This window comes from Burkholderia sp. D-99 (assembly GCF_011605345.1).
Taxonomy (GTDB): domain Bacteria; phylum Pseudomonadota; class Gammaproteobacteria; order Burkholderiales; family Burkholderiaceae; genus Burkholderia.
In genome coordinates this window covers 53,452-76,046 of sequence record NZ_JAAOXM010000008.1, presented here as the reverse complement: position 1 = coordinate 76,046, position 22,595 = coordinate 53,452, and the positions used below count along the sequence as shown (strand labels likewise).

At 61.6% G+C, this 22,595-nt stretch carries 27 protein-coding genes and 3 pseudogenes; 9 read left to right on the top strand and 21 right to left on the bottom strand.

Annotated elements, in window-relative coordinates:
- Positions 1–75: 75 nt before the first annotated feature.
- Positions 76–1,377, top strand: a complete 1,302-nt coding sequence (locus HAV18_RS25760) for an aspartate aminotransferase family protein (RefSeq protein ID WP_166961621.1) — start codon at positions 76–78, stop codon at positions 1,375–1,377.
- Positions 1,378–1,458: 81 nt separating this feature from the next.
- On the opposite strand, the gene HAV18_RS25755 is transcribed toward HAV18_RS25760, so the two are convergent.
- Complete coding sequence (locus HAV18_RS25755) at positions 1,459–2,208, bottom strand: SDR family oxidoreductase (RefSeq protein WP_166961618.1); 750 nt, start codon at positions 2,206–2,208, stop codon at positions 1,459–1,461.
- Between the two features lie 41 nt (positions 2,209–2,249).
- Between HAV18_RS25755 and HAV18_RS25750 the strand changes: the two genes are divergently transcribed.
- From HAV18_RS25750 to HAV18_RS25735, 4 genes are all read left to right on the top strand, one after another.
- Positions 2,250–3,227, top strand: a complete 978-nt coding sequence (locus HAV18_RS25750) for an AraC family transcriptional regulator (RefSeq protein WP_166961615.1) — start codon at positions 2,250–2,252, stop codon at positions 3,225–3,227.
- Between the two features lie 81 nt (positions 3,228–3,308).
- Positions 3,309–3,509, top strand: a complete 201-nt coding sequence (locus HAV18_RS39720) for a hypothetical protein (RefSeq protein ID WP_208102128.1) — start codon at positions 3,309–3,311, stop codon at positions 3,507–3,509.
- A 62-nt stretch (positions 3,510–3,571) separates the two neighbouring features.
- The gene (locus HAV18_RS25740; RefSeq protein ID WP_166962223.1) at positions 3,572–4,429 is read left to right on the top strand and encodes an AraC family transcriptional regulator; all 858 of its coding nucleotides are present in this window, start codon (positions 3,572–3,574) and stop codon (positions 4,427–4,429) included.
- Between the two features lie 44 nt (positions 4,430–4,473).
- Entirely contained in the window at positions 4,474–4,881 is a 408-nt protein-coding gene (locus tag HAV18_RS25735) for a DUF2000 family protein (protein WP_166961612.1), read from the top strand.
- Positions 4,882–4,921: 40 nt separating this feature from the next.
- Here HAV18_RS25735 and HAV18_RS25730 read toward each other — a convergent pair whose 3' ends face one another.
- Together HAV18_RS25730 and HAV18_RS25725 are read right to left on the bottom strand one after the other, a co-directional pair.
- Entirely contained in the window at positions 4,922–5,368 is a 447-nt protein-coding gene (locus HAV18_RS25730) for a DNA-binding protein (RefSeq protein ID WP_166961610.1), read from the bottom strand.
- Positions 5,340–5,939 carry a nucleotidyltransferase domain-containing protein gene (locus HAV18_RS25725; RefSeq protein ID WP_166961607.1) on the bottom strand — a complete coding sequence of 200 codons (600 nt, stop codon included), beginning with the start codon at positions 5,937–5,939 and terminating at the stop codon, positions 5,340–5,342. Before HAV18_RS25725 ends, HAV18_RS25730 begins: the two co-directional genes overlap by 29 nt.
- Positions 5,940–6,032: 93 nt before the next feature.
- Between HAV18_RS25725 and HAV18_RS25720 the strand changes: the two genes are divergently transcribed.
- Positions 6,033–6,239 carry a DUF2000 family protein gene (locus tag HAV18_RS25720; protein WP_208102127.1) on the top strand — a complete coding sequence of 69 codons (207 nt, stop codon included), beginning with the start codon at positions 6,033–6,035 and terminating at the stop codon, positions 6,237–6,239.
- Positions 6,240–6,266: 27 nt separating this feature from the next.
- Here HAV18_RS25720 and HAV18_RS25715 read toward each other — a convergent pair whose 3' ends face one another.
- From HAV18_RS25715 to HAV18_RS25705, 3 genes and pseudogenes are all read right to left on the bottom strand, one after another.
- The gene (locus HAV18_RS25715; protein ID WP_059698361.1) at positions 6,267–6,617 is read right to left on the bottom strand and encodes a VOC family protein; all 351 of its coding nucleotides are present in this window, start codon (positions 6,615–6,617) and stop codon (positions 6,267–6,269) included.
- Between the two features lie 65 nt (positions 6,618–6,682).
- Positions 6,683–7,606 (bottom strand): DMT family transporter, encoded by a 924-nt coding sequence (locus HAV18_RS25710; RefSeq protein ID WP_166961604.1) that lies wholly within the window; start codon positions 7,604–7,606, stop codon positions 6,683–6,685.
- A gap of 13 nt (positions 7,607–7,619) precedes the next feature.
- Positions 7,620–8,081, bottom strand: a pseudogene (locus HAV18_RS25705) (2OG-Fe(II) oxygenase); the annotation flags it as partial.
- Between the two features lie 92 nt (positions 8,082–8,173).
- Between HAV18_RS25705 and HAV18_RS25700 the strand changes: the two are divergent.
- Positions 8,174–8,356: a hypothetical protein gene (locus tag HAV18_RS25700; RefSeq protein ID WP_166961601.1), complete on the top strand. Its 183-nt coding sequence runs from the start codon at positions 8,174–8,176 to the stop codon at positions 8,354–8,356.
- A gap of 86 nt (positions 8,357–8,442) precedes the next feature.
- On the opposite strand, the gene HAV18_RS25695 is transcribed toward HAV18_RS25700, so the two are convergent.
- The 3 genes and pseudogenes from HAV18_RS25695 to HAV18_RS39715 all read right to left on the bottom strand — a co-directional run bounded on the left by HAV18_RS25695 (position 8,443) and on the right by HAV18_RS39715 (position 9,861).
- Positions 8,443–9,450 carry an AraC family transcriptional regulator gene (locus tag HAV18_RS25695; RefSeq protein WP_166961598.1) on the bottom strand — a complete coding sequence of 336 codons (1,008 nt, stop codon included), beginning with the start codon at positions 9,448–9,450 and terminating at the stop codon, positions 8,443–8,445.
- A gap of 16 nt (positions 9,451–9,466) precedes the next feature.
- A pseudogene (locus HAV18_RS25690) lies at positions 9,467–9,712 on the bottom strand (GNAT family N-acetyltransferase); the annotation flags it as partial.
- Complete coding sequence (locus HAV18_RS39715; protein WP_208102148.1) at positions 9,619–9,861, bottom strand: hypothetical protein; 243 nt, start codon at positions 9,859–9,861, stop codon at positions 9,619–9,621. The pseudogene HAV18_RS25690 and the gene HAV18_RS39715, both read right to left, overlap by 94 nt.
- A gap of 132 nt (positions 9,862–9,993) precedes the next feature.
- On the opposite strand from HAV18_RS39715, the gene HAV18_RS25685 reads away from it, so the two are divergent.
- Positions 9,994–10,848 (top strand): LysR substrate-binding domain-containing protein, encoded by an 855-nt coding sequence (locus tag HAV18_RS25685; protein ID WP_166961595.1) that lies wholly within the window; start codon positions 9,994–9,996, stop codon positions 10,846–10,848.
- An 81-nt stretch (positions 10,849–10,929) separates the two neighbouring features.
- On the opposite strand, the gene HAV18_RS25680 is transcribed toward HAV18_RS25685, so the two are convergent.
- The 5 genes from HAV18_RS25680 to HAV18_RS25660 all read right to left on the bottom strand — a co-directional run bounded on the left by HAV18_RS25680 (position 10,930) and on the right by HAV18_RS25660 (position 15,913).
- A complete protein-coding gene (locus tag HAV18_RS25680) occupies positions 10,930–11,631 on the bottom strand; it encodes an ABC transporter ATP-binding protein (protein WP_166961592.1) in 702 nt (233 codons plus the stop codon).
- Positions 11,631–12,404 (bottom strand): high-affinity branched-chain amino acid ABC transporter ATP-binding protein LivG, encoded by a 774-nt coding sequence (gene livG, locus HAV18_RS25675; RefSeq protein ID WP_166961589.1) that lies wholly within the window; start codon positions 12,402–12,404, stop codon positions 11,631–11,633. The genes HAV18_RS25680 and livG overlap by 1 nt, the downstream gene beginning before the upstream one ends.
- On the bottom strand, positions 12,401–13,672 hold the full coding sequence (locus HAV18_RS25670; RefSeq protein ID WP_166961586.1) for a high-affinity branched-chain amino acid ABC transporter permease LivM: 1,272 nt from the start codon (positions 13,670–13,672) through the stop codon (positions 12,401–12,403). The genes livG and HAV18_RS25670 overlap by 4 nt, the downstream gene beginning before the upstream one ends.
- 11 nt (positions 13,673–13,683) lie before the next feature.
- A complete protein-coding gene (gene livH / locus HAV18_RS25665; protein ID WP_069748923.1) occupies positions 13,684–14,610 on the bottom strand; it encodes a high-affinity branched-chain amino acid ABC transporter permease LivH in 927 nt (308 codons plus the stop codon).
- Positions 14,611–14,794: 184 nt separating this feature from the next.
- Positions 14,795–15,913 (bottom strand): branched-chain amino acid ABC transporter substrate-binding protein, encoded by a 1,119-nt coding sequence (locus HAV18_RS25660; protein WP_166961583.1) that lies wholly within the window; start codon positions 15,911–15,913, stop codon positions 14,795–14,797.
- Between the two features lie 811 nt (positions 15,914–16,724).
- Here HAV18_RS25660 and HAV18_RS25655 point away from each other — a divergent pair.
- Positions 16,725–17,348: a hypothetical protein gene (locus HAV18_RS25655; RefSeq protein ID WP_166961580.1), complete on the top strand. Its 624-nt coding sequence runs from the start codon at positions 16,725–16,727 to the stop codon at positions 17,346–17,348.
- Positions 17,349–17,433: 85 nt separating this feature from the next.
- On the opposite strand, the gene HAV18_RS25650 is transcribed toward HAV18_RS25655, so the two are convergent.
- The 7 genes and pseudogenes from HAV18_RS25650 to HAV18_RS25620 form a co-directional block, all read right to left on the bottom strand.
- On the bottom strand, positions 17,434–17,655 hold the full coding sequence (locus HAV18_RS25650; protein WP_166961577.1) for a type I toxin-antitoxin system SymE family toxin: 222 nt from the start codon (positions 17,653–17,655) through the stop codon (positions 17,434–17,436).
- A gap of 475 nt (positions 17,656–18,130) precedes the next feature.
- On the bottom strand, positions 18,131–18,472 hold the full coding sequence (locus tag HAV18_RS25645; protein ID WP_166961574.1) for a hypothetical protein: 342 nt from the start codon (positions 18,470–18,472) through the stop codon (positions 18,131–18,133).
- A gap of 300 nt (positions 18,473–18,772) precedes the next feature.
- Complete coding sequence (locus HAV18_RS25640; protein WP_166961571.1) at positions 18,773–19,570, bottom strand: hypothetical protein; 798 nt, start codon at positions 19,568–19,570, stop codon at positions 18,773–18,775.
- A gap of 524 nt (positions 19,571–20,094) precedes the next feature.
- Entirely contained in the window at positions 20,095–20,364 is a 270-nt protein-coding gene (locus tag HAV18_RS25635) for a hypothetical protein (protein ID WP_166961568.1), read from the bottom strand.
- A 784-nt stretch (positions 20,365–21,148) separates the two neighbouring features.
- Entirely contained in the window at positions 21,149–21,658 is a 510-nt protein-coding gene (locus HAV18_RS25630) for a hypothetical protein (protein ID WP_166961565.1), read from the bottom strand.
- Between the two features lie 65 nt (positions 21,659–21,723).
- Positions 21,724–21,822: pseudogene (locus HAV18_RS40410) on the bottom strand (RHS repeat-associated core domain-containing protein); the annotation flags it as partial.
- 332 nt (positions 21,823–22,154) lie between these two features.
- On the bottom strand, positions 22,155–22,499 hold the full coding sequence (locus tag HAV18_RS25620; protein ID WP_166961562.1) for a hypothetical protein: 345 nt from the start codon (positions 22,497–22,499) through the stop codon (positions 22,155–22,157).
- Positions 22,500–22,595 lie beyond the last annotated feature (96 nt).

Sequence of the window (22,595 nt, the reverse complement as noted above, 5' to 3'; positions counted from 1 at the left end):
AACTATTCGTTTCCATCAAACCAGACCCGCGCCTAGACTGCAAGCGACCCCTGCCCCCTTGTCTGGAGACGCCCGATGTCCCTGAACGACGACCCGACCTTCTGGCGCAACGCCAGGCAGCACCTGGTCCGCTACGGCGGCACGTTCGAGCCGATGATCATCGAGCGCGCGAAAGGCTGCTTCGTGTACGACGCCGACGGCCGCGCGATCCTCGATTTCACGTCAGGCCAGATGAGCGCAGTGCTCGGCCACAGCCATCCGGAGATCGTCTCCGTGATCGGCGAATACGCGGGCAAGCTCGACCACCTGTTCAGCGGGATGCTGTCGCGGCCGGTCGTCGACCTCGCGACGCGCCTCGCCGACATCACGCCCGACGGGCTCGATCGCGCGCTGCTGCTCAGCACCGGCGCGGAATCGAACGAAGCGGCGATCCGGATGGCGAAGCTCGTCACCGGCAAGTACGAGATTGTCGGCTTCGCGCAGTCGTGGCACGGGATGACGGGCGCGGCCGCATCGGCCACGTACAGCGCCGGCCGCAAGGGCGTCGGCCCGGCCGCCGTCGGCTCGTTCGCGATTCCGGCACCGTTCACGTACCGGCCGCGCTTCGAGCGCAACGGCACCTACGACTTCCTCGCCGAACTCGACTACGCGTTCGACCTGATCGATCGCCAGTCGAGCGGCAACCTTGCCGCGTTCATCGCGGAGCCGATCCTCAGTTCGGGCGGGATCATCGAGCTGCCGGAAGGCTATATGGCGGCGCTCAAGCGCAAGTGCGAGGAGCGCGGGATGCTGCTGATCCTCGATGAGGCGCAAACGGGCGTCGGGCGCACCGGCACGATGTTCGCGTGCCAGCGCGACGGCGTGACGCCCGACATCCTGACGTTGTCGAAGACGCTCGGCGCCGGGCTGCCGCTCGCGGCGATCGTGACGTCCGCACGGATCGAGGAACGCGCGCATGAACTGGGCTACCTGTTCTACACGACGCACGTGTCGGACCCGCTGCCGGCGGCCGTCGGCCTGCGCGTGCTGGACGTCGTTCAGCGCGACGGGCTCGTCGAGCGGGCGAACGTGATGGGCGACCGGCTCCGGCGCGGCCTGCTCGACCTGATGGAACGCTTCGACTGCATCGGCGACGTGCGCGGACGCGGGCTGCTGCTCGGTGTCGAGATCGTCAAGGATCGCCGGACGAAGGAACCGGCGGACGGGCTCGGCGCGAAGATCACGCGCGAATGCATGAATCTCGGGCTCAGCATGAACATCGTGCAATTGCCCGGCATGGGCGGCGTGTTCCGGATCGCGCCGCCGCTGACCGTCAGCGAGGAAGAGATCGACCTCGGCGTGTCGCTGCTGGGGCAGGCGATCGAGCGCGCGTTGTAACGGTGGGGGGCTGCGCCCTGCTCTGCCTCTCGCGATCCGTCGCGCCGGTCCGACCGGCCGGCGCGACGGTTTCCCGGCCGATCAGCGCGCTTCGGCCGCCCACGCCAAGGCATCGGCGCCGGCCGGGATGCGCGTCGGGCTCGACGGATCGGTCGCCGCGCGCCACACGGCTTCGGCGACGTCCTGCGCATGGGTGATCGGCCCCGATGCATCGAGCATCCGCGCGATGGTCTTTTCGACAAACGCCGCATAGGCCACGTGCTCGAAGCCGTGGATGTTCGCGCGCGCGTTCTCGCTGAACCGCGTATCGGGCGCCCGGCCCGGCAGCACGAGATGCGCGCGCACGCCGAACGGTTCGAGTTCCACAGCCATTGATTCGGTGTACGCATTGACTGCCGCCTTGCTCGCGCGATACGCGCTGAGCAACGGCAACACCTTCAGCGTGACGCTCGACGTGACGTTCACGACCACGCCGGCCCCACGCTCGCGAAACTGCGGCAGCACAGCCTGCGTGACCGCGATCGTGCCGATCGTGTTGGTCTCGAACAGTGCCCGCACCGTATCGGGCGGCGTGAGTTCGGCCGGCGCGGCCGCGCCGAAACCCGCGTTGTTGACGAGCACGTCGATCGGGCCCGCCGCGTCGATCGCGGCGCGGATGCTGTCCGCGTTCGTCACGTCGAGCGCCAGCACGCGCAGGTGCGCCGACGGCGGCAGCACCTCCGCGTTCGGCGTGCGCATCGTCGCGACGACCTGCCAGTCGCGTGCGAGGAAATGGCGGGCAATCTCGAGGCCGAAGCCGGAGGAACAGCCGGTGATCAGTACGGTCTTCATGCGAACTCCTGACGTGTGGTGGGCATGTGTCCGTACGATAGATGGCCGGATCCGTATTCGCTACAATCAAAGATCCGATTTTCTTTTGCGAGAGTCCGGCGATGATCGACCCGCTCACCGAAGTCGTGACGCTGCTGCAACCGGGCGCGCAGTTTTCCAAGTCCATTCAGGGCGCGAGCCCGTGGGCGATCCACCGCACGGTCGCCGGCGAGCCGTTCTATTGCGCGATCCTCGACGGCGGGTGCCGGATCGCGATCGACGGGCATGCGCCGATCGAACTGCTGCCCGGCGATTTCGTGCTGATTCCGGCCGCCTACGGCGTCGCGATGTCGAGCCTCGCACCGCCGCCGCCGGGCGTCGACACCGCGCCGCCGGTCGCGCTCGACAACGGCGAATACCGGATCGGCGATCCGGGCCGCCCGGTCGACATGCGGATGATGGCCGGCAACTGCAGCTTCGGTTCGCCCGACGCGGCGCTGCTGGTGTCGCTGCTGCCGCAGTTCGTGCACGTGCGCGGCGAACCGCGGCTGACCACGCTCGTGCAACTGGTGCGTGACGAAACGCGCGCGCAACGGCCCGCGCGCGAGATCGTGCTGGCGCGGTTGCTGGAGGTGCTGCTGATCGAGGCATTGCGGTTCACGACCGACACGAACGCGTCGCCCGGCCTCATGCGCGGGCTTGCCGACAACCGGCTCGCGGCCGCGATCCGCGGGATGCACGCACGCCCCGCGCACCCGTGGACGGTCGCCGAACTCGCCAAGGAAGCGGCACTGTCGCGCTCGACGTTTTTCGAGCGCTTCAGCCGTGCGGTCGGCGTCGCGCCGATGGAATACCTGCTCACGTGGCGCATGGCGCTCGCGAAGAACCTGCTCCGTCGCAACGAAGGCCGCATCGCCGAGATCGCCGGGCGCGTCGGCTACAGTTCAGCGAGCACGTTCAGCGTCGCCTTCACGCGCCACGTCGGGCGGCCGCCGGCGCAATACGCGCGCGACGAACGGATCGCGGCGAACGACGCGTGAACGGCTGAGCCCGGCAGCCCGTGCTGCCGGATCACGCGTCGCGCAGCCTGTCGACCAACGCGCGTTCGACTTCGGTCGCCCATGTCCTGTCGCCGGTCGCGCGCGAGCAGGTTCGCGCCGACCATCGCCGCGAATGCGACGAGCAGTTCGTCGTCGGACATCACGCACGACGCGCTGCATGCCGCGCACGAGATCAACGGGCCGACCTTCGCGCACGAGATCCTGTCGACCGATGCGCTCGTCGCGGCGATCCGTAACGTGGCCGCGTCCGGCGGCGCGTGAGCGCGCGGCATCGGCGTACACTGCCGGACACGTCACGACGCGGCACGAAACGAGCGATGGAGATGGACACAGCGACGAACCGCAGCGACGCACCCGACCACTGGCTCGTCGCGCGGCGCGATGCGGACACCGGCATCGAAAGCCTGCACGCACATTTCAAGGGCCATGCATACGACTCGCACGATCACGACGACATGCTGGTCGGCTTCACCGAACAGGGCGTGCAGCAATTCCAGTGCCACCGGTCGGTGCATACGAGCGTGCCGGGCCGCGCGATCCTGATCGAGCCGGGCGCGTTGCACGACGGCCACGCGCCCGAAGCGGGCGGCTTCACGTACGGAATGCTGTACCTGCCGCAGGCATGGGTCGAGCGCGCGGCGCGCCGGCTGGATCTGCCGGGCCTCGGTGGCGTCGAAGCCGCGTTCGGGCATACGCTCGTCGACGATCGCGGCCTCGTCGACACGATCCGGCACGCGTTCGTCGCGCTGTACGGCAACGAGGGCAAGCTCGCACGCGACCAGGCGCTCGACCGCCTGCTGATGCGGCTCGGCGGCGAGTTGCGCGCCCCGCCCGCGACGCACGGCAATGCCGTCGCGCCCGCGATTGCCCGCGCACGCGATCTGCTGCATGCACGCATGAGCGACGATATCGGCCTCGACGCACTCGTCGATCTCACCGGGATCGACCGGTTCCGGCTGACGCGGCTGTTCCAGCGTGCGTTCGGCACGTCGCCGCACGCGTACCTGGTGCGCTTGCGGCTGCGTGCCGCGCGCCGCCTGCTGGCCGCCGGCCGCACGCCCGCGCAGGTCGCGGCCGACGTTGGCTTCGCCGACCAGAGCCACCTGGGCCGCTGGTTTCGCCGCGCATACCGGATCACGCCGGCCGTGTACCGGCAAATGTGCACAAACGTTCCAGACTGATCGCACGCGGGATTCGATCATGTGCGCTTCAACGAGGAGCAAGCATGTTCGATACGAAGGTGGCGCTGATCGTGCGCGACGATCTCGCGGCGTGGCAGAAACTCAATGTCGTCGCGTTTCTCGCGACGGGCGTCGCGGCTGAAGCGCCGGAAGCGCTCGGCGAGCCTTACGAGGATGCGGCGGGGCGCCGCTACGGCCGCATGCTGGGCCAGCCGATGCTGGTGTTCGCGTCCGACCTCGACGGCCTGCAGGCCGCGCATCGGCAGGCGCTGTCACGCGAACTCACGATCGTGCCCTACGTGCACGCGATGTTTTCGACCGGGCACGACGCGGCCAACCGTGAAGTGTTTCGCGCCGGCGATGCGGAGAATCTCGACTTCGTCGGGCTCGCGTTACGCGGGCCGAAGAAGGCGGTCGACAAAGCTGTGAAGGGGCTGGCGTTGCATGCGTGACGCACCGGTGTTTCGAGTCGGCGATTCGACACGGTAACGGCTACTGCGCGCCCAACAACTCCGGCTTGTTCGCGCCCATCCACGCCTTTACGTCAATCAGGAGCGCCGCCGCACTATCGAAACACTCCCGAACCGCAGACGCGTGAACCACATCCCCGGAGTAATCGGACAGATTGCGCTGCTTGCGCAGCGCGTCCAGTACGATCATGCGCTCGACCGGCAACCCGATTGTCTGTGGAAGCGTCTGGATCGCCGTCTGGTGGTGCCCCGGCCGACTCGTCAGGGTGCGAAAGCCGTTCGCGTGCAGCGCCAGCATGGCAAGTTGCATGACCGCCTTGTATGCCGCATCAAAGCGGTTTTCGTTGCTCAATGCCGCGATTTGCGCATCCGCCAGATTTCGTTCCGCCGCGGCCAGCAGGCGCGTCACTTGTTCTCGGTCCGGCTGGACCGCATCGAGACTAACGCCGAGCAAGTTCTGCAAGGTCATGGTCGCTACCAATCAAGAAAATCTTGGGTTTTCCAAGCACGTCCCGCAAAAATGCGTCCTGCCCGGCAACGCCATCACGAAACTCGTCCGGCGACAGCACCTTCGGATTGATGTCCCGCCCCAATGTAGCCTGTGCGTCGTAAAGCAGCCGAACCACCGTCGCAAAGCCAACCGAGCCGATCACCATCACGTCGATATCACTGTCCGCCGTCTCGTGGCCGCGCGCGACGGAACCGAACACGAACGCCACACTGATTTCCTCGGCGCAAGGCAACAGCGCTTCGGACAGCACGTCCGCCATACCCGATGTCTTTCGCATGATCGAAGCCAGTTCCTCGTAGATCGGACAACTTCGATTGGCGCGATAGAGCACCTGATTACCTTGCCGATCCCGGCTCAGGATGCCGGCTTCGGCCAGCTTGCTCAGCTCCTTGTGCAGCGTGCCGGGCGTCGTGCCCGTCAAACGGGCGATTTCGCGGACATGCAACGCCTGATCGGGCCGCAACAGGAGCAGGCCCAGCGCGCGGCGCCGATAGTCGCTAAACAGGGTCGAGGCAATGGATCGTAGCATGATTGGCTACGATTGTAGCTCAATTGGCTACAAGGCATAGTCCGAGTCGCCAACTTTGTATCGATTCGGCCCGATTATCCGGATGTAGCCAATTTGACTACGATCGAAGCAGACTTGGCTACATCCATACTGCGATCAGCACGCAGCCCGCCACGTCAAAGCGCTACCGGGCACGACGCGGCCAACCGCGACGTCTTTCGTACCGGCGATGCGGAGAATCCCGACCTCGTCGGCCCAGCGATGCATGGGCCGAAAAAAACGGTGGAAAAGGCAGCAAAGGAACTGGCGTTGCATACCTAAACGCCACAGCCGGCCCCGCCTGCCGGATCAGCGATGCGCCAGCACGTTGACGAGCTTGCCGAACGGATCGCGCACGTAAAACCGCCGCACGCCCCAAGGCTCGTCGGCCGGGCCGTATTCGACGGGAATCCCGGCGGCATGCACGCGTGCAAGCGCTTCATCGACGTCGTCGACCTCGATCGACAGATCGGGCGTCGGCGTACCCGCCCCGCCCTGGGACGCGAAGCTGATCTGCACGTCCATCTGCTCGGCATTGCCGTAGGTTGCGATCCAGCCATGGTCCATCAACAAGTCGAGGCCGAAGATCCGTTGGTAGAAGCGCTTTGCGTCGTCGACTGATCGTGTGTCGATATTGGCGACGATCCGTTTGACTTTCATCGGTTTCCTTCGCAGGTCGGACAGTACCGCGACGCTACACCGGAATCCCGCGCGCAACCAGCGCATCAGCGCCCGGCCGCCTCCATCTCCGCACGCCGGGCCCGGGTGGCCCGCTCGCCCGGCCTGCTGGCCAGCCACACGCCGATCGCGACGACGACGATGCCGAGATAAGTCGACACCGCGATGCTGTCGCCGAACATCCACGCGGCCCAGGTCAGCGTCACCGGCGGTTCGAGATACACGAGCGTCGCCACGCGCGTCGCGGGCATGCGCTTGAGCAGCGCCCACAACGATAGGTAGGCAATGAAGGTCGAGAACACCGTCAGCCACACGACGGACACCCAGACATTCGGCTGGGTCGGCACGTGCAGGCTGCCGGTGGCGACCCCGCACACCGCGAACAGGATCAGGCTCACGCAGCCCTGCACGAACAGCGGCAGGAACAGCCCGTCCTCGTTGCTGCGCGCGGCCGTCAGCGCGCGCCGCCGCTGATAGATCGTCGCGATCGACAGCCCCAGCGCGGACACCAGCGGCAGCAGGTACATGACGAGCCCGACCGACCCGGCCGGCAGCGCATATTGCCCGCCGATCACGATCCCGACGCCGACGAACCCGACGATGAGCCCGGCCCACTGGCGCGCCCCGCTGCGCTCGCTGCCTTCCAGCGCCGTCATCGCGGCCGTAATGAGCGGCTGCAACGCGGCGACGATCGCGGCGATGCCGGGCGGCAGGCCGTGCTGAATCGCGACATAGACGCAGGCCAGATAGAGAAACTGCGACAGGAAGCCGATCACCGCGTGATAGCGGAGCTTCTCCCACGTCAGGCGCCCGAGCTGCCGGTTGAGGACGATCGCCAGGCACAGCGTGACGAGCAGGAACCGCCAGAACAGCAGGTTGAACGCGCCGGCCGTCTCCGCGCCGAGCTTGGCGCCGATGAAACCGGAACTCCACGACAACACGAATACGAGCTGGAGCAGGAATAGCTGCATGGGGCGACGGCTCTCAGAAAGGTGCAGGGGACAGGCGCTGGTCTTCCAGATCCTCCGGGCGAATCGGTTCGAGCCCGAGGCGCCGGTACTGCAGTTCGGCGTCTTCCCTGAGGGCGCGCTGCAGCGCCAGCCAGTTGAAGATCGTGCGCGGGATGCCGTCGTCCGACGCGAGATGCCAGAACCCGTTGTCATCCTCCCGCGTGTACGGGCAATGAAACGACAGCACCAGCGACATGCGGCGCCCCGACTCGACCGGTTCGACGCCATGAAACAGCTTGCTGCCGTAGATGAGCAGCGCGTCGCCCGCGTTGTCCAGATTCGCGGTCTTCACATGCCGGCGTTCGCGATCGTGGCGATCGAACGTCTCCGCAGTCGATTCGTAGAACAGAAAGTTTCCGCCCTCGTAGTCGGATCGATCCGACAGCACGATGTTCAGCACGAAACTGGTGCCATCGGTGTGCCACATGCCCAGCTGTTCCTATCGGCGCGTATCTGTCGAAAGATGCCCGCGCATCTCGAACCGCATTGCAGATGCTTGGGTGTGGCTGTCAGCGGCTGAGCGACTCCATGAACCCCGAGGCGTTCGCCGCGCAAGAGCGCAGCGTGCCCGAGATTTCCGGGTTTATCGTCGAGATTTGCAGAACGCATCCGCGCCTGACGCGACGCGTCTCCGCAATCAATGCGTGGTCGAAATATGCGGGCGACGGCGAACCGACCTTCGACATGAAGTCGCCGGCCGGACAACGGTAATTGCGCGTAGCGCCGGTGCCGGCAGGCGAGCGCATGCCGGCACCGGACCGTCCGCCCACCGCCCACCGCGTTGAACGCGAGCCGGTTCATTTCGACCAGCGCTTCATCGCCCGGCTGAACGCGGAGGTATTCTTGTACCCCAGTCTCGCGGCTATCTCCTTCACCGTGTATTCCTTTTCCGACAGATATCGCGACGTCAGGTCCTGGCGGACGATATCGTACAAGGCACTGAACGACGTGCCCATTTCCTGAAGCTTTCGCTGCAGGCTCCGCATCGAAATGCCGAGTTTCTGAGACAGTTCCGCGACGTCCTGGCACGTGGGGTCCTCATACATCAGGCCGAGCAACCTCCCGATGAGGTCTGAGGGAACCCAGTGCGCCAGTTCGAATTCACGCTTGGAGCACGCTGTTTTCGCCGTTTCGAGTTCGAGTGGATGTGCGAGCGGAAGCGGGATTTCCAGCGTCAATGCACTCAATTCGAGGTAGTTCTCGTCGGCGTCGAACTCGATCGGGCAGTCGAAATATTCCGAGTAAGACTCCGCGTGTGGCGGCTCGGGATAGACAAACCCGATTTTCGAGAAATCGGGATTGCATCCGATCAGGTCGCGTATCTGTCGGCGTACCGCCGTAAATACCATGTCGGTATTGACGACGAGCAGATCGGTGCGATAGGTATAGCCGCCCACCGTGATTCTCGCGGTCTCGCCTGCCGTGGTCACCCGTATCCTGAAATAGCTGATACCGAGCAGCGGGTGCTCGAAGCCCAGGCGCAGCGCGGCGCCCAACGTCGGGCTCACCAGCATCGCGTGGCCACGCAGGCCGTACGACGTCACCGGGATCGCATGGCCGATATGCAGTCCGATCGCGCTGTTGCCGGTCGCCTCGAGCGCATTCGCAAACAGAACCATTTCCTGTGCATGCGTCACCATCGCGCCGGGTCGTTCGATGTCTGACGGAGAAATGCCGGTGCCTTTCAGCAGGACGTCGACCGAAACGCCCATGCGCTTCATCAAGTCGAGCGTGATGAAGATGGTGTGCAGTGGCGCTGGACATTGTGCAGCAGTGCGGCGAACCGCGTCGGCTACCGGCTTCATTCGATCCCTTGGATTCCTAGTTCCCCAGCAACTTCGTAAACACGACCTGACACCCGTACTCGTCCAGATCGCCACGCTTCCAGCCCAGACGCTGGTAAAAGCCATCGGCGCGCGAGCCGGGACCGGTCACGAGCGTGACCTGATCCACGCCCTTGTCCTTCATCCACGTCAGCGCACGGGCAAGCAGCTCGCGGCCGATGCCCGCGCCATGGAAGGGCGGTGCCACGAACAAGGCGGAGATGAATGGCTTTTCAGCGAAAACACCTCGCGCCCTGCGTCCTTCCTCCTCGCGTCATCGTCGCTGCGCTTGAGCGTCGAATATTTTTCGTGATTCTCGACCGTCCATACCGACTCGGCCTTCAACTTTTTGTCCCGCACCAATACATCTACAACGAAATCATTGATCGACATGAATCATTCCCCGGATAGGTGCGGCGCCTGATCGGCTGCCTGCCGTTGTCTGCCTGTTGACCGAGAATATGGGGTGCCCAATAATTCCGTCAATCGACATTACCTGAATCACTGATTCGGAAAAACCAAATCATGCCGCGCACCCTGGACGTCGACCTGCTGCGAACCTTCCACGCCGTCGCGAAGCTCGGCCGCTTCAAGGATGCGGCCGCTCATGTGAATCGCAGCCCGTCGTCGGTCACGGCGCAGATTCAAAAGCTCGAGGAAATGGTCGCGCAGCGCCTGTTTACGCGAAACAACCAGGCCGTCGAACTCACGCAGTTCGGCCACAAGCTGCTGAGCGATACCACCGAGTTTCTGCTGAGCCACGACCGGCTCGTCGAATCGCTGTCGCCGCAGATGCTGACCGGCAAGTTGCGGCTCGGCATCCCCGATTCGTACGCCGCGCACTTTATGGCGGAATTCCTGCCGCGCTTCGCCGCCGATCGGCCGTTGCTCGAACTGACGGTCGAAGCGCGCTCCAGCGAAGAGCTGCAATCGCTGTTCTCCCGCGGCCAACTGGACATCACGATCGCCGTCGTGCCGAAAACGCCGCCGCACGGCGAGCTGCTCAGCAAGACGCATCCGGTATGGGTGGCCGCGCGGACCTTCAAGTTCAATCCCGACGCGCCGCTGCCGATCGCCGTGCAATTGCAGGGCTGCCCGTACCGCGACACCGCGCTGAACGCGCTGAAGAAGGCGAAGATCCCGCACCGGATGCTGCTCGAGAGCGCCAGCTCGCCCGCGGTCGAAGCGTGTATCGCCAACGGCCTCGCGGTCGGCCTCATCGAACACGATCGCGTGTCCGGCAACCTGACGAGCCACGTCGCCGGGATCGTGCTGCCCGATCTCCCGCCGCACCTGATCACAATCCTGACGGACGACAGCAATCGCGCCGCGCTGCATCTGCGCGACGTACTGAAAAGCACGTTCAGGATCGGCCTGTGAAGACAAGGCCGGAACCGGCCTTGCATGAGAAAACGAAGATCAAGACGCCGCCGGCCCGTTGCAGGCCGGCGGCTTTCGGCATCAACCGCCGAGGTACGCCTGCTTGATCCGGTCGTTCGCGAGCAGGTTCGCGCCCGTATCGGCGAGCACCACGCGCCCCGTTTCGAGCACGTAGCCGCGATCGGCCACACCGAGCGCCTTGTTCGCGTTCTGCTCGACCAGGAACACCGTGACGCCTTCTTCGCGGATCGTGCGGATGATGTCGAAGATCTGCGCGATCACGAGCGGCGCGAGGCCGAGCGTCGGCTCGTCGAGCAGCAGCAAACGCGGCTTGCTCATCAGCGCGCGGCCGATCGCCAGCATCTGCTGCTCGCCGCCCGACATCGTGCCGGCCCGCTGCGTCGCGCGCTCCTTCAGGCGCGGAAACAGCTTGAACACGTGTTCGATCCCGTCGTCGATCTCGTGACGGCTCGCGAAGAAGCCGCCCATCTTCAGGTTCTCGAGCACCGTCAGGCTCGGGAACACGCGCCGCCCTTCCGGCGAGATCGCCATCCCCTGCCGCATGATCTGGTGCGTCGACATCGCGGTGATGTCCTTGCCCTCGAACAGCACGCGGCCCGACGAGGCGCGCGGCGTGCCGCACACGGTCATCATCAGCGTCGTCTTGCCGGCGCCGTTGCTGCCGATCAGCGTGACGATCTCGCCCTTGTTCACCTCGATCGACACGCCCGCGAGCGCCTCGACCGCGCCGTAGTGCGTATGGACCTGTTCCAGCTTCAGCATCACTCTTCCCCCAGATACGCCTTGATCACGCGCGGGTCGTTACGGACCGCTTCCGGCGTGCCGATCACGATCGGCCGACCGTGCTCCATCACGAGGATGCGGTCGGACACGCCCATCACGAGGCTCATGTCGTGTTCGATCAGCAGCACCGATACGCCGAACTCGCGACGCAGCTTGTCGATCAGGTGCTGCAGTTCGACCTTCTCCTGCGGGTTGAGGCCGGCCGCCGGCTCGTCGAGCATCAGCAGACGCGGCTCGGTGATCATGCAGCGCGCGATTTCCAGACGCCGCTGGTGCCCGTACGACAGCGTGCCCGCCGGCCGGTTGGCGACCGACGTCAGCCCCATCCGGTCGAGCCACACGGCCGCGCGTTCGAGCGCTTCCTGCTCGGCACGGCGATACGCGGGCGTCGAGAACAGGCCCGGCAGCAACCCCGCCTTCACCTTGCGGTGCTGCGCGACCAGCAGGTTCTCGACGACCGTCAGCGACTTGAACAGGCGGATGTTCTGGAACGTCCGCACGAGGCCCTTCAACGCGATCTTGTGGCTCGGCAGCCCGCCGATCGCGTGGCCGTCGAGCACGACGTCGCCGCCGGTCGGCTTGTAGAAGCCGCCGACGCAGTTGAACACCGTGGTCTTGCCCGCGCCGTTCGGCCCGATGATCGCGAACACTTCATCGCGGCGCACGTCGAAATCGATCCCGTCCACCGCGAGCAACCCGCCGAAGCGCATCTGCAGCCCGGCGACCTTCAACAGTTCTGCATTCGCACTCATTGGGGGAGCTCCACGTGGGGACGGCTCGCGGGCAACAGGCCCTGCGGACGCCACATCATCATCAACACCATCACCAGACCGAAGATCAGCATCCGGTATTCGGCGAAGCCGCGCGCGACTTCCGGCAGCACGGTCAGCAGGATCGCCGCGAGGATCACGCCGAGCTGCGAACCCATCCCGCCGAGCACGACGATCGCGAGGATCAGCGCCGATTCGATGAAGGTGAACGATTCAGGATTCACGAGGCCCTGGCGCGCCGCGAAGAACGCGCCGCCGATGCCCGCGAACGCCGCGCCGAGCGTGAACGCCGACAGCTTGATGCGCGTCGGGTTCAGGCCCAGCGACCGGCACGCGATCTCGTCGTCGCGCAGCGCTTCCCACGCACGGCCCATCGGCATGCGGATCAGGCGGCTCGTGACGAACAGCGTGAAGCCGACCAGCACGAGCGCGAGCAGGTACAGGAAGATCACCACGTGGTCGCCGCTGTATTCCAGCCCGATCAGTTCGTGGAACGTCTTCGCCCCTTCGACGCTCGCGCTGCGCGCCATCTCGTAGCCGAACACGGTCGGCTTCGGGATGCCCGAGATGCCGTCCGGGCCGCCCGTGAGGCTCGTCAGGTTGTTCGCGAGCAGGCGGATGATTTCGCCGAAGCCGAGCGTGACGATCGCGAGATAGTCGCCGCGCAGCCGCAGCACCGGGAAGCCGAGCAGGAAGCCGAACGTCGCGGCCGCGATCGCGGCGAGCGGCAGACATTCCCAGAACGACAGCCCGAAGTACTGGTTCAGCATCGCATACGTATAGCCGCCGACCGCGTAGAACCCGACATAGCCGAGATCCAGCAACCCCGCGAAACCGACCACGATGTTCAGCCCGAGGCCAAGGATCACGTAGATCAGCGCTAGCGTCGCGATGTCCACCGCGCCGCGCGAGCCGAAGAACGGCCACACGAGCCCGACCGCGAGCAGCACCCATACGATCACGCGCTGCTGCTGCGCGCCCATCGCGGGCATCGCCGGCAGCTTCACCGCCGATTTCGCGCGCACGAGCCACGGCTTGAACAGCTGGAACAGGAACACGGCCGCGACCGCGATCCACACCGGCCGCCAGTGCGGCGTAAGCACCACCTGATAGCCGTCGAGCTGCAGCTGCAGGCCGAGCACGGGGATCGTGAGAATCGCCGTCAGGAACGCGGCGGCCACGGCATTTTTCAGCGCCTGGCCGATCGATGCGTCGGCGGCCGGGCGGCGAACGGAAATGACTGTACTCATCTGCGTCTCCCTCAAACCTTTTCGATGTCCGACTTGCCGAGCAGGCCGGTCGGGCGGAAGAGCAGGATCAGCACGAGCAGGCCGAACGCGACGACGTCCTTGTACTCGGCCGGCATGTAGCCTGCGGCGAAGGTTTCCGCGAGGCCGAGCAGCACACCGCCGAGCATCGCGCCCGGGATGCTGCCGATCCCGCCGAGCACCGCGGCGGTAAACGCCTTGATGCCCGCGACGAAGCCGATATACGGGTTCAGCTTGCCGATCGTCAGCCCGATCAGCACGCCGCCGACGGCGGCCAGCATCGCGCCGAGCACGAACGTGAACGAGATCACGCGGTTCGTGTCGATGCCGAGCAGGTTCGCCATCTTCATGTCCTCGGCGCATGCGCGGCACGCACGGCCCATCCGCGAATGCCCGATGAACAGCGTGAGCGCGATCATCAGCACGACCGTCACGCAGACGATCATCAGCCGCGAATACGGGATGGTCACGTCGAAGTCGCCGCCGAGATGGATGTCGAACGCGCCGGAGATCAGCACCGGCACCGACACGTCGCGCGCGCCCTGGCCGATCTGCACGTAGTTCTGCAGGAAGATCGACATGCCGATCGCGGAGATCAGCGGCACGAGGCGCGGGCCGCCGCGCAGCGGCCGATACGCGACCCGCTCGACCGCGAAGCCGTACAGCCCGGTGACGATCACCGACACGATCAGTGCGGCGCCGAGCACGAGCGGCAGCGGATAGCCGGCGGAGATGCCGATGGCCGTGAGGGTCACGAGGCCCACGTACGCGCCGATCATGTAGATCTCGCCGTGGGCGAAGTTGATCATGCCGATGATGCCGTAGACCATCGAATAGCCGATGGCGATCAGCGCATAGATCGCACCCAGCGTCAGGCCGTTGACCAGCTGCTGGGCGAATTGAGGAAAGAAGTCAGTCATGTGCGGGAAGCTCCCGTTGGCGCTGTGTCACGTACCGCGCCGGATCACGGCATTCGGCCGCGCGCAACGCACGGTGTCGTCTCGGGCCGCCTGCCGGCCGCGCACTGGGGACATGCGCGGCGCGAATGCACACCCGCCCCGTCCGGGTCTCGGACAGGGCGGATGCGTGGGCGGGTACTCCGTATTACTTGGCGGCGGTCTTCGTCGCGTCCTTGTGCCACGTGTAGACGACGAACTTGAACGCCTTCAGGTCGCCCTGGGCGTCATACGCGACCTTGCCGATCGGCGTGTCGAACGTCGTCTTGTGCATGTACGCGGCGACCTTGGTCGGGTCGGTCGACTTCGCGCCGGCGATCGCGTCGGCGATGATCTTCACCGCGGCGTACGACGGCATCTGGAACGGGCCGTTCGGATCGCGCTTCTTGTCCGCGAATGCCTTCACGAGCGCCGCGTTGGCCGGATCGGCCGAGAAGTCGGCCGGCAGCGTGACGAGCATGCCTTCCGAGGCCGGGCCGGCGATCGCCGTCACGTCCTTGTTGCCCACGCCTTCAGGCCCCATGAACGTGGCCTTCACGCCCTGCTCGCGCGCCTGGCGCAGCAGCAGGCCCATTTCCGGGTGGTAGCCGCCGAAGTAGACGAAATCGACGCCTTGCGACTTCAGCTTCGTGATGATCGCCGAGTAGTCCGAATCGCCGGCGTTGATGCCTTCGAACAGCACGACCGGGATCTTCGCGGCTTCGAGGTCCTTCTTCACCGACGACGCGATGCCCTGGCCGTACGACTGCTTGTCGTGCAGCACCGCGACCTTCTTCGGCTTCACGTTGTTGATGATGAAGTGTGCGGCAGCCGGGCCTTGCTGGTCGTCACGGCCGATCGTGCGGAAGATGAAGTGACGCTTCTTGCCTTCCGTCAGCTGCGGCGCGGTGGCCGACGGCGTGACCATCACGATGCCTTCGTTCTCGTAGATGTCGGAGGCGGGAATCGTCGAACCCGAGCACACGTGGCCGATCACGTACTTGATCTTCTGGCTGACGATCTTGTTGGCGACGGCGACGGCCTGCTTCGGTTCGCATGCGTCGTCCATCATCACGACTTCGAACTTGTTGCCGCCCGCACCGCCTGCTGCGTTGACCTGCTCGATCGCGGTCAGCGCGCCGGCCTTCACCATGTCGCCGTATTGGGCGACCGAGCCGCTCATCGGACCAGCGATGGCGATCTTCACGGTTTCCGCTTGCGCGGTGGCGGCGCCGGCGGCGAACAGCACGGCGGCGACGGAAATGGACGTAAGACGGGACAGCGTCATCTGGGAGCTCCTCGATGTTGTTTAGTCATACGGGCAAAGGCGGCATGACTTGCGCAATCGAACAGCACCCGGGGCGAGGACATGGGACACGCCCGAGACACATAGAAGACGGAACTCCGGCGGAATGTTGCGTAGCGGGGCCCGGCTCTTGCAGTCCCCGAAGGGGACGTCTGGTTCGGAAAGACATCGTGATGCGTCTTGCATTGCGCAAGCGTTTCGCCTGCCCCGCTTGCCAAACCGCTTGATCGGAGGGATGGTCCGACAGCCGTTGGCAAGGCAGTCGAAATTATATGGGCGTTTTTAAATCGTCTGTCAAAAATGCCGGTCGACTGAGGGAAAACACGTAGGGATGGGGTGACAGTCGGTAGCAATGACGGCGCAACCTTGGGGGCTGTGGGGTGCTTGCCGGGAGTGCAATCTGGTTGCTATTGGTGGGGGTTTGGGGGTGCTGTGCCTTGCCGGGGTTGGAATTGGGTGATAGGCGATCTTGCGCGGCCTGTGGCGGATCGGCAAAGGGTCGCATCGCCGCTCTTCAATCAGTTGATGATTGATTTGGTGGGCACCATTGCAGTGCGTTGGGTGGAGTCGCTCAAGCCTTCTGTTCGCCGACGGTTTTCGTCACTCGGAAAGGTGGTCGTTATTAATATGAAATAATACGAATTCGCCTCTGCAATCCAGCCAGCCTTCCTGTGAGTCGCGTTCGCCGCGCTTCGCAGTCGCTTCAGGGTCAGTTCAACGCCCGCTCGTCGCCTAGTCGCCAGCCAGTGATCTGCCGTTTTTTTCATTGCACATCACCTGATTGGGATCGCTGATGAATCATCCGTTTCGCTTTTCTTCCGCCGCCGCGATCGCGTGCGCGCTTTCTGTTTCCACCGCCAATGCGTCCGGCCGCGATACGCTGACCGATCGGTCGGCTGGTGCGAATGTCTTTCGTTCCGAGCGGCGTGCTGCCACTCGCGATGATGGGCACACGGCACGTATGAACCGCCGCCGCATGCAGTACGCCGCGCCCGTGGAGCGTAGTCCGTTCGATACGCCGGATACGCGGCCATTGCGTGTGGCAGGCGATACGCTTGTGGCACCGCCGCCTTCGTCGGAGCACGAACCCGAATTGGTATTGCCCGCGAATCGCGTCGCGCTCGGCGCGGGTGGTAGCGATAGTTTTGGCCGTGCGTTGCCCGGATATGAGCAACGCGAGCAGAACTGGAATGAATACCTGCGGGCTAACGGCTCGCGGCCGGCGGGTAGTGGCGGATCGTATGCGGCGCAGCGACCGTACGATGCGCCGCGCGGTCCGCACGGTGCGCCGAATCCGTTCGATCCGTCCGTGCCGCAGCCGGAGACGCGGACGTTCTATGACAACGGCGCGGGCACGCATTGCACGGCTACTGGCGGTGCGGGGACGTCGCGGTCGTCCTGCAATATCGCGTGGTGATGCGTCGGGGCGGGTGGTAGCGGCAGCCCTGCCCAACGCGCTGCGCGAGTTCGCGCAGCGCGGCCGCGTCTTGCTGCGTTGCCTTTTACAACTGCGTGATGATCAGCCTGCCGGGCTCAATCAGGATCTGTGCCTTGCGGCCCGGTACGAAACACGCATCGGTGACCAGCCACATTCCACCAATCTTCATGTACGGAAAGAACTTTTCCGGCCTGGGTTCCATCCTTTTCGGGGAACCCCACATTTCCTGGATCGCGACGAAACGTTCCGTCTTCGGTGGTCGTGCTTTATGATTCGGCTTAGCCATGGGCAACTCCTTGAAAGTTGGCTGTGGTTAGCGGGTCGTGAGTGTTGGTAGCACTTGCGGCCCGCGCTTGTTTACTGCGGCGTTTTGATGGTTCGGATTCCTCCTTTTATGACAATCGGTGGATACGATGCCTCGATAGAGAATCGGCGCGTGTGGCACATCCATTCGCGCGCACGGCGTGCACGCAATCATCATCAGTTGGACATTGCCTATTAGACCATTACCGACGCATATTGGGCTGCACGTTAGCCATTGGGTATAGGCAAGCGACTTGGTCAGTTCTCGGTTTATTGCGCGCTTCGATGCCAATGGGGAGCGAATCGACGCTAGCGCGATCCGGCCCTGACACGACTGATCAGAACGTGACGATTTGAAACGGTTCGACCTTGGCCACACGCGGCGTATAGCCGCTACCGGTATGGCGGTGAGCCTGCGCTTCCTCTAACGCGAACGCGCCTAGCGGTTGCCGTGGTCATTACGATGGCATCCGCATTAGACATTCGTGCAGACGCTTAATCAACTCCGGGTTGTCGGTGCAATCGATAGGCCGGGTGTTGTCGAGTGCCGGGACGTTCGAACTTATCCACTTCTGGGCCGACTTCGGACCGGCAACCCAGTAGATCGTATAAGCAAGATCAAGCTGCTCATTTAGATCCTTGGCGAGATCTCGGATCTCCGGCAAATCCTTGTATTTCGCGAAGAGATCGGAGAATTTTTTCCAGACATCATCGCCAGCATAGTGCTGTTCGAGCCGAATCAACAGAGCACCCCCAAAAGAGATTAGATCGTCATCCTCGAGATCACGCGCCGGCGGCACGGCACTCCACCATCGCAATTCTGGCTGGCTCAGCCTCCCGCATGTGAGTGCATGTGTAGTTGCTCTCGATGTCTTGGATCTGCGTCGATACCAGTCGTCCACCCGTATCGTAGCGGTAAGAAAGCTCCATACTCGGTGTGCCAGTCGCCGCGCGGTACGGAATCTTCTTCGGCAACAGCGCGCAATTGTTGCGGTAAGCAGATGGCCGCTGTACCGCGTGTAGTCGTCCACCGCATCCTTCGCGTGTGCGATTCCGAATCAGTCGAATCGATTACGATCCGCGCCAATCCAGAAACGCGCTCACGGTAGTTTTCGCGCCGGCTTATTCGTGGACGCTTTTTGCCAGGCGAGCAATATTCCCGCCTCTCCGCAAGCGTTGTTGACTTCGGGCAAAGCCGTCGCATCGACCGACCAAAGCCACATGCCATTTGAAATACTTCCCAACGATCCGCGAGAAGAATTAGATCCGATCCATTCCTTCAACGAAAGATCATTGATACGAATCTCCAGGTGCTCCCCATTGAGAACATTCAGGGGATAAACCATCCTGAGTTTTGCTCCTTCGTAGCTCGCCGAACCGGGAAACCTATTAGGAAGCTCCCTGGTGAATAGAGACGTATTTTCAAAAGGAAAAATTCTAACCAGATTAACACCAGTCGAATATTTGTATGCAATCGACGAATTTTCCGCACCGTAAGCGATCGCGTATTTAAAGCTCACATGAGTCGCAATATTTTTTATAAACTCCTCTACCTCCCCACTTACCTCGTCAATTGACTTCCCTATCTGGACATCCACAAATGATAGCCCCTCAAATTCCGGAACATTGTGACCAAATGAAATAACTGGGACGCCACCTTTTTCCTCGTCGTTATATACCTGGAATGCAGCGACCTCTCCAGTCGAAATCCTGCCTCTTAAGTCAGCGAGAGACACCTCACGATCATCGACAAATCTCTCTCCGTTCCGGACAACGAATTCCAATAAAGATGCCTTATTCGCCTCTCCACCAAATTGAAGAAAGAGGTTTTCAGCCGTTGACAGAGCGGACGCCGCCTGAGTCGGATCGGTTCCGTAAATTGCGATTCCAGTGCTCATCTCTTCTCAGACTCCTGATACTGAGGCTAGAACAATTTTCGTCCAGGTCTTAGTTGGAAAATTCCGGCTCTTGAGGCTCTGATGCATCTGGCCCAGTAGTTCCGAGGAAGAATCGAATCCGAATTAGCTGTCGTACTTCCCCGCTACGAGCGGTTTGTCTTTCGCACATCCCCAAGGATCATCTCGAAGATACATCGCTTGCCGGCACACCGTGTGGCAAGTTCGTTCATCTCAAATTTGTCCACCACCTGCAAGTAGACCCTTGCGCCGAAGGCATCGTCTGGAAGCGGATCAAAAATGAGGTAATTTGTATACGGCACGGCACCCCGATCGACGTTTTCGGCTCGTCATTGACTCACCCCTTCATCGTACGACCTAGACCAAACCAACGTTTGGCTACGGGAAGTCAGTGAGTCAACAGTCGGCATGCTCGCTCCTTGAGTATTCGACGAGCACTCTCCTACAGTTACATTTCAAGCCACATGAAATCCCAATGCACCACCGTCGCCTACCTCAAACATAACCTACTGGTTGCCTATGACAGCGTTCCAGGCCCGCTCAAAATCTTCTTGTTTAATTTCGTCTTTTAACGAAATCTCAAGATCACCCCTCACCCCATCAAAAAGCAAAAATCCTATATCAGCACTCCAATCCTGTATAGATGAAGATGCGCGCGCCACTCCATTAGCAGGACAATTAATCTGACGCGTAGCGACACCGTCGATAAATTCCGTAAAAATCTCTCCGGAGCCGCACGGAAACTCTGTCACAGAGTGAAAATACTCTTTTTTCATGAGCAATTCCATTCACTTATTTTTGTAGCATCCAAAATATCAAGCGACCAAAAATCACCTACACTGCGGTCGACTCGAACGTCAGCCTCACGAATCGATCCACGAAATCTGGTTTACTCCGCATTGATACCCCCCTCCACTCATTATCCCGGTTCGGATTGGCGTTGCATCGGATACCCGGATCGGAGAACCTGGCTTCTTTGAGTATCGACCATCAACAAATAATCTTAAATCTCGATCGCAAGTTATCGCCGAGGGTCGCAGAAATCATCTTTTTCGCGATAGCAATTAATAGCAAAGAAAACATCCGAAACAGTCGTCACCGGATTTCGCTTCCGATCGGAATTAACTATATCTCAAAACGTTTCCATATCAAATAGCTGCCGCACATCCCTATTTCTTGCGATCTTTGGCAAATATGTCCCCGGAACGACATCTTCGAGTTCATCACTTCCTTCCAGAAAGAGAATTTCCGCATGCCGAGGATCAGCCGCCCAAGCATTTTAATTAATAAACACAGCCGAATTCCAATTTAGACCATCCAGCTCATTAATCAAGCCCCGGATTAAATTATAAGTTTTCGTGAAAATCTCTCAAATCAACGACAACCCGTTTCACCGTGCAGGCATTCCAACTGTCAACACTCTTTGCGAGGTAGTCGAGGCGACATAAAACTCCGCCCGCTCGATGGTCAATGAGATCGATCGAGTCATACTGCTCACCGTTCCGTAATGCCGATCTCGCCGCTTGACCACGGCACTCGCCGCGGCGAATCATCTCTTTATTAGCGGCTACTCTTTGGCGGTTCCCAATATTTCGCCCCCTGAGCACTCGTTAGCCTCTCCAAAAAATCTCCCAACGAATCCGCTACTCGTGGCCAATCACATCTATTATCCAGAGGCAAACTTACGTAGACGGAACCCGTGAAATCCATCAACAACAGATCCGAATCCCCATAAAATCGAGCAAAGACAATATCACCATCTACAAATTCTCGACCCCTTATTTTTCTTTTCTTTCCAGTCTCGTCAACTGCTTTCTGAGGCGAAAATATTTCAACTCCCCATTGCGCGCACTCATCATCCTTGAACAAATCTGCCCGCTCAGAGACTATCCAAAACTGCATAAGTTCATGCGCAGAATCCGGAATGCCGTCAATCACCACATCACTAGCAACTCCGTCAGAAAAACAAGACCTCAATAGAAACGGACATTCCCGCGAGAAATGGATGGCCTTTCGCGCAGCAGACCAATCCACCTTCATTTCCTCGATAACGGCATCTAAATTTCTCATAGTCCGCCAATATCTCTCCAGAATGAATTGAAAATTTCTTGATGTGTTTGCCGATGAACCGGTATCAATCCGATCGGATCTTGATTGATGAAGCGCCCAATATCAGAATTGTAAAACCGGAAAGTGTTGTAGTGGAGCCCGGTCTCGCGATCTAGATACCGCCCCCCCCTGGAAGCGCAGACCCTGTGGCTGCGGTTCGTGGGTCGGCGTTGGCGCAACCACCATCACTTCGCCCCAAGACTGGGTCCACCTTTGCGGTGCCCATGCGATCCACTCCTCCTGTACTGCATTGCCTCATACTTTATAGCGGGCCAGCCAGACCAGTTCGCCGTCAGTACCAGTGGCAAGCCCGAGCGCCGTTACGGAAATAGTAGACAACGTCTCGTGCATCAGCATAGTTCGCCGCCGCCACACCCTGGTCAATCTGTGCGAGCGACACATAGCATCCGAGTCATAGAATCGGCGAGCATTGCAAAAAAGATTAAAGGTTTAAAATTCAATTCCTAAATTCATCATTTTCACGATAATAATTTATTTCATCAACAAACCACTTTACACCCTCACCCCTATCGACCTTATTCTTTAAAATGCAGTCCAATTGATTCACCAACATCCAGCATCTCAAGCCGTACTGTTCAACCGACTTCGGCATCTCCACATCCTCGGCATCGAGATAAATTTCATCATCATCCAGATCTTGGATGTAATTCCATGGAATGTAGAAAAATTTTGTCTCTTCCGGACTGTCTTTCCAAGAATCCAGGTTTGCATAAATCCAGTCTTTTCCCGGAAACGATGGAATGTGTTCAAGCAACTCAACGAGAGAATTATAAATTTTCACAACCTCCTCCACCTTGGCCATCTACAGCAGCAACACCCCCCGCTTTTCGCCCGCCGCACCCCTTCGCGTGATATTCACGATGCCTTGAATTGTGAT

Excerpts from the sequence above, each read along its gene's own strand:
- HAV18_RS25695 (WP_166961598.1), bottom strand. The coding sequence starts at position 9,450 with ATGAAGCCGGTAGCCGACGCGGTTCGCCGCACTGCTGCACAATGTCCA.
- HAV18_RS25755 (WP_166961618.1), bottom strand. The coding sequence starts at position 2,208 with ATGAAGACCGTACTGATCACCGGCTGTTCCTCCGGCTTCGGCCTCGAG.
- HAV18_RS39715 (WP_208102148.1), bottom strand. The coding sequence starts at position 9,861 with ATGTCGATCAATGATTTCGTTGTAGATGTATTGGTGCGGGACAAAAAG.
- livH (WP_069748923.1), bottom strand. The coding sequence starts at position 14,610 with ATGACTGACTTCTTTCCTCAATTCGCCCAGCAGCTGGTCAACGGCCTG.
- HAV18_RS25740 (WP_166962223.1), top strand. The coding sequence starts at position 3,572 with ATGGACACAGCGACGAACCGCAGCGACGCACCCGACCACTGGCTCGTC.
- HAV18_RS25650 (WP_166961577.1), bottom strand. The coding sequence starts at position 17,655 with ATGGCTAAGCCGAATCATAAAGCACGACCACCGAAGACGGAACGTTTC.
- HAV18_RS25725 (WP_166961607.1), bottom strand. The coding sequence starts at position 5,939 with ATGCTACGATCCATTGCCTCGACCCTGTTTAGCGACTATCGGCGCCGC.
- HAV18_RS25660 (WP_166961583.1), bottom strand. The coding sequence starts at position 15,913 with ATGACGCTGTCCCGTCTTACGTCCATTTCCGTCGCCGCCGTGCTGTTC.
- HAV18_RS25730 (WP_166961610.1), bottom strand. The coding sequence starts at position 5,368 with ATGACCTTGCAGAACTTGCTCGGCGTTAGTCTCGATGCGGTCCAGCCG.
- HAV18_RS25735 (WP_166961612.1), top strand. The coding sequence starts at position 4,474 with ATGTTCGATACGAAGGTGGCGCTGATCGTGCGCGACGATCTCGCGGCG.
- HAV18_RS25680 (WP_166961592.1), bottom strand. The coding sequence starts at position 11,631 with ATGCTGAAGCTGGAACAGGTCCATACGCACTACGGCGCGGTCGAGGCG.
- HAV18_RS25750 (WP_166961615.1), top strand. The coding sequence starts at position 2,250 with ATGGCCGGATCCGTATTCGCTACAATCAAAGATCCGATTTTCTTTTGC.
- HAV18_RS25685 (WP_166961595.1), top strand. The coding sequence starts at position 9,994 with ATGCCGCGCACCCTGGACGTCGACCTGCTGCGAACCTTCCACGCCGTC.
- HAV18_RS25635 (WP_166961568.1), bottom strand. The coding sequence starts at position 20,364 with ATGAAAAAAGAGTATTTTCACTCTGTGACAGAGTTTCCGTGCGGCTCC.
- HAV18_RS25700 (WP_166961601.1), top strand. The coding sequence starts at position 8,174 with ATGAACCCCGAGGCGTTCGCCGCGCAAGAGCGCAGCGTGCCCGAGATT.
- livG (WP_166961589.1), bottom strand. The coding sequence starts at position 12,404 with ATGAGTGCGAATGCAGAACTGTTGAAGGTCGCCGGGCTGCAGATGCGC.
- HAV18_RS25640 (WP_166961571.1), bottom strand. The coding sequence starts at position 19,570 with ATGAGCACTGGAATCGCAATTTACGGAACCGATCCGACTCAGGCGGCG.
- HAV18_RS39720 (WP_208102128.1), top strand. The coding sequence starts at position 3,309 with ATGTCCTGTCGCCGGTCGCGCGCGAGCAGGTTCGCGCCGACCATCGCC.
- HAV18_RS25670 (WP_166961586.1), bottom strand. The coding sequence starts at position 13,672 with ATGAGTACAGTCATTTCCGTTCGCCGCCCGGCCGCCGACGCATCGATC.
- HAV18_RS25760 (WP_166961621.1), top strand. The coding sequence starts at position 76 with ATGTCCCTGAACGACGACCCGACCTTCTGGCGCAACGCCAGGCAGCAC.
- HAV18_RS25710 (WP_166961604.1), bottom strand. The coding sequence starts at position 7,606 with ATGCAGCTATTCCTGCTCCAGCTCGTATTCGTGTTGTCGTGGAGTTCC.
- HAV18_RS25655 (WP_166961580.1), top strand. The coding sequence starts at position 16,725 with ATGAATCATCCGTTTCGCTTTTCTTCCGCCGCCGCGATCGCGTGCGCG.
- HAV18_RS25630 (WP_166961565.1), bottom strand. The coding sequence starts at position 21,658 with ATGAGAAATTTAGATGCCGTTATCGAGGAAATGAAGGTGGATTGGTCT.
- HAV18_RS25715 (WP_059698361.1), bottom strand. The coding sequence starts at position 6,617 with ATGAAAGTCAAACGGATCGTCGCCAATATCGACACACGATCAGTCGAC.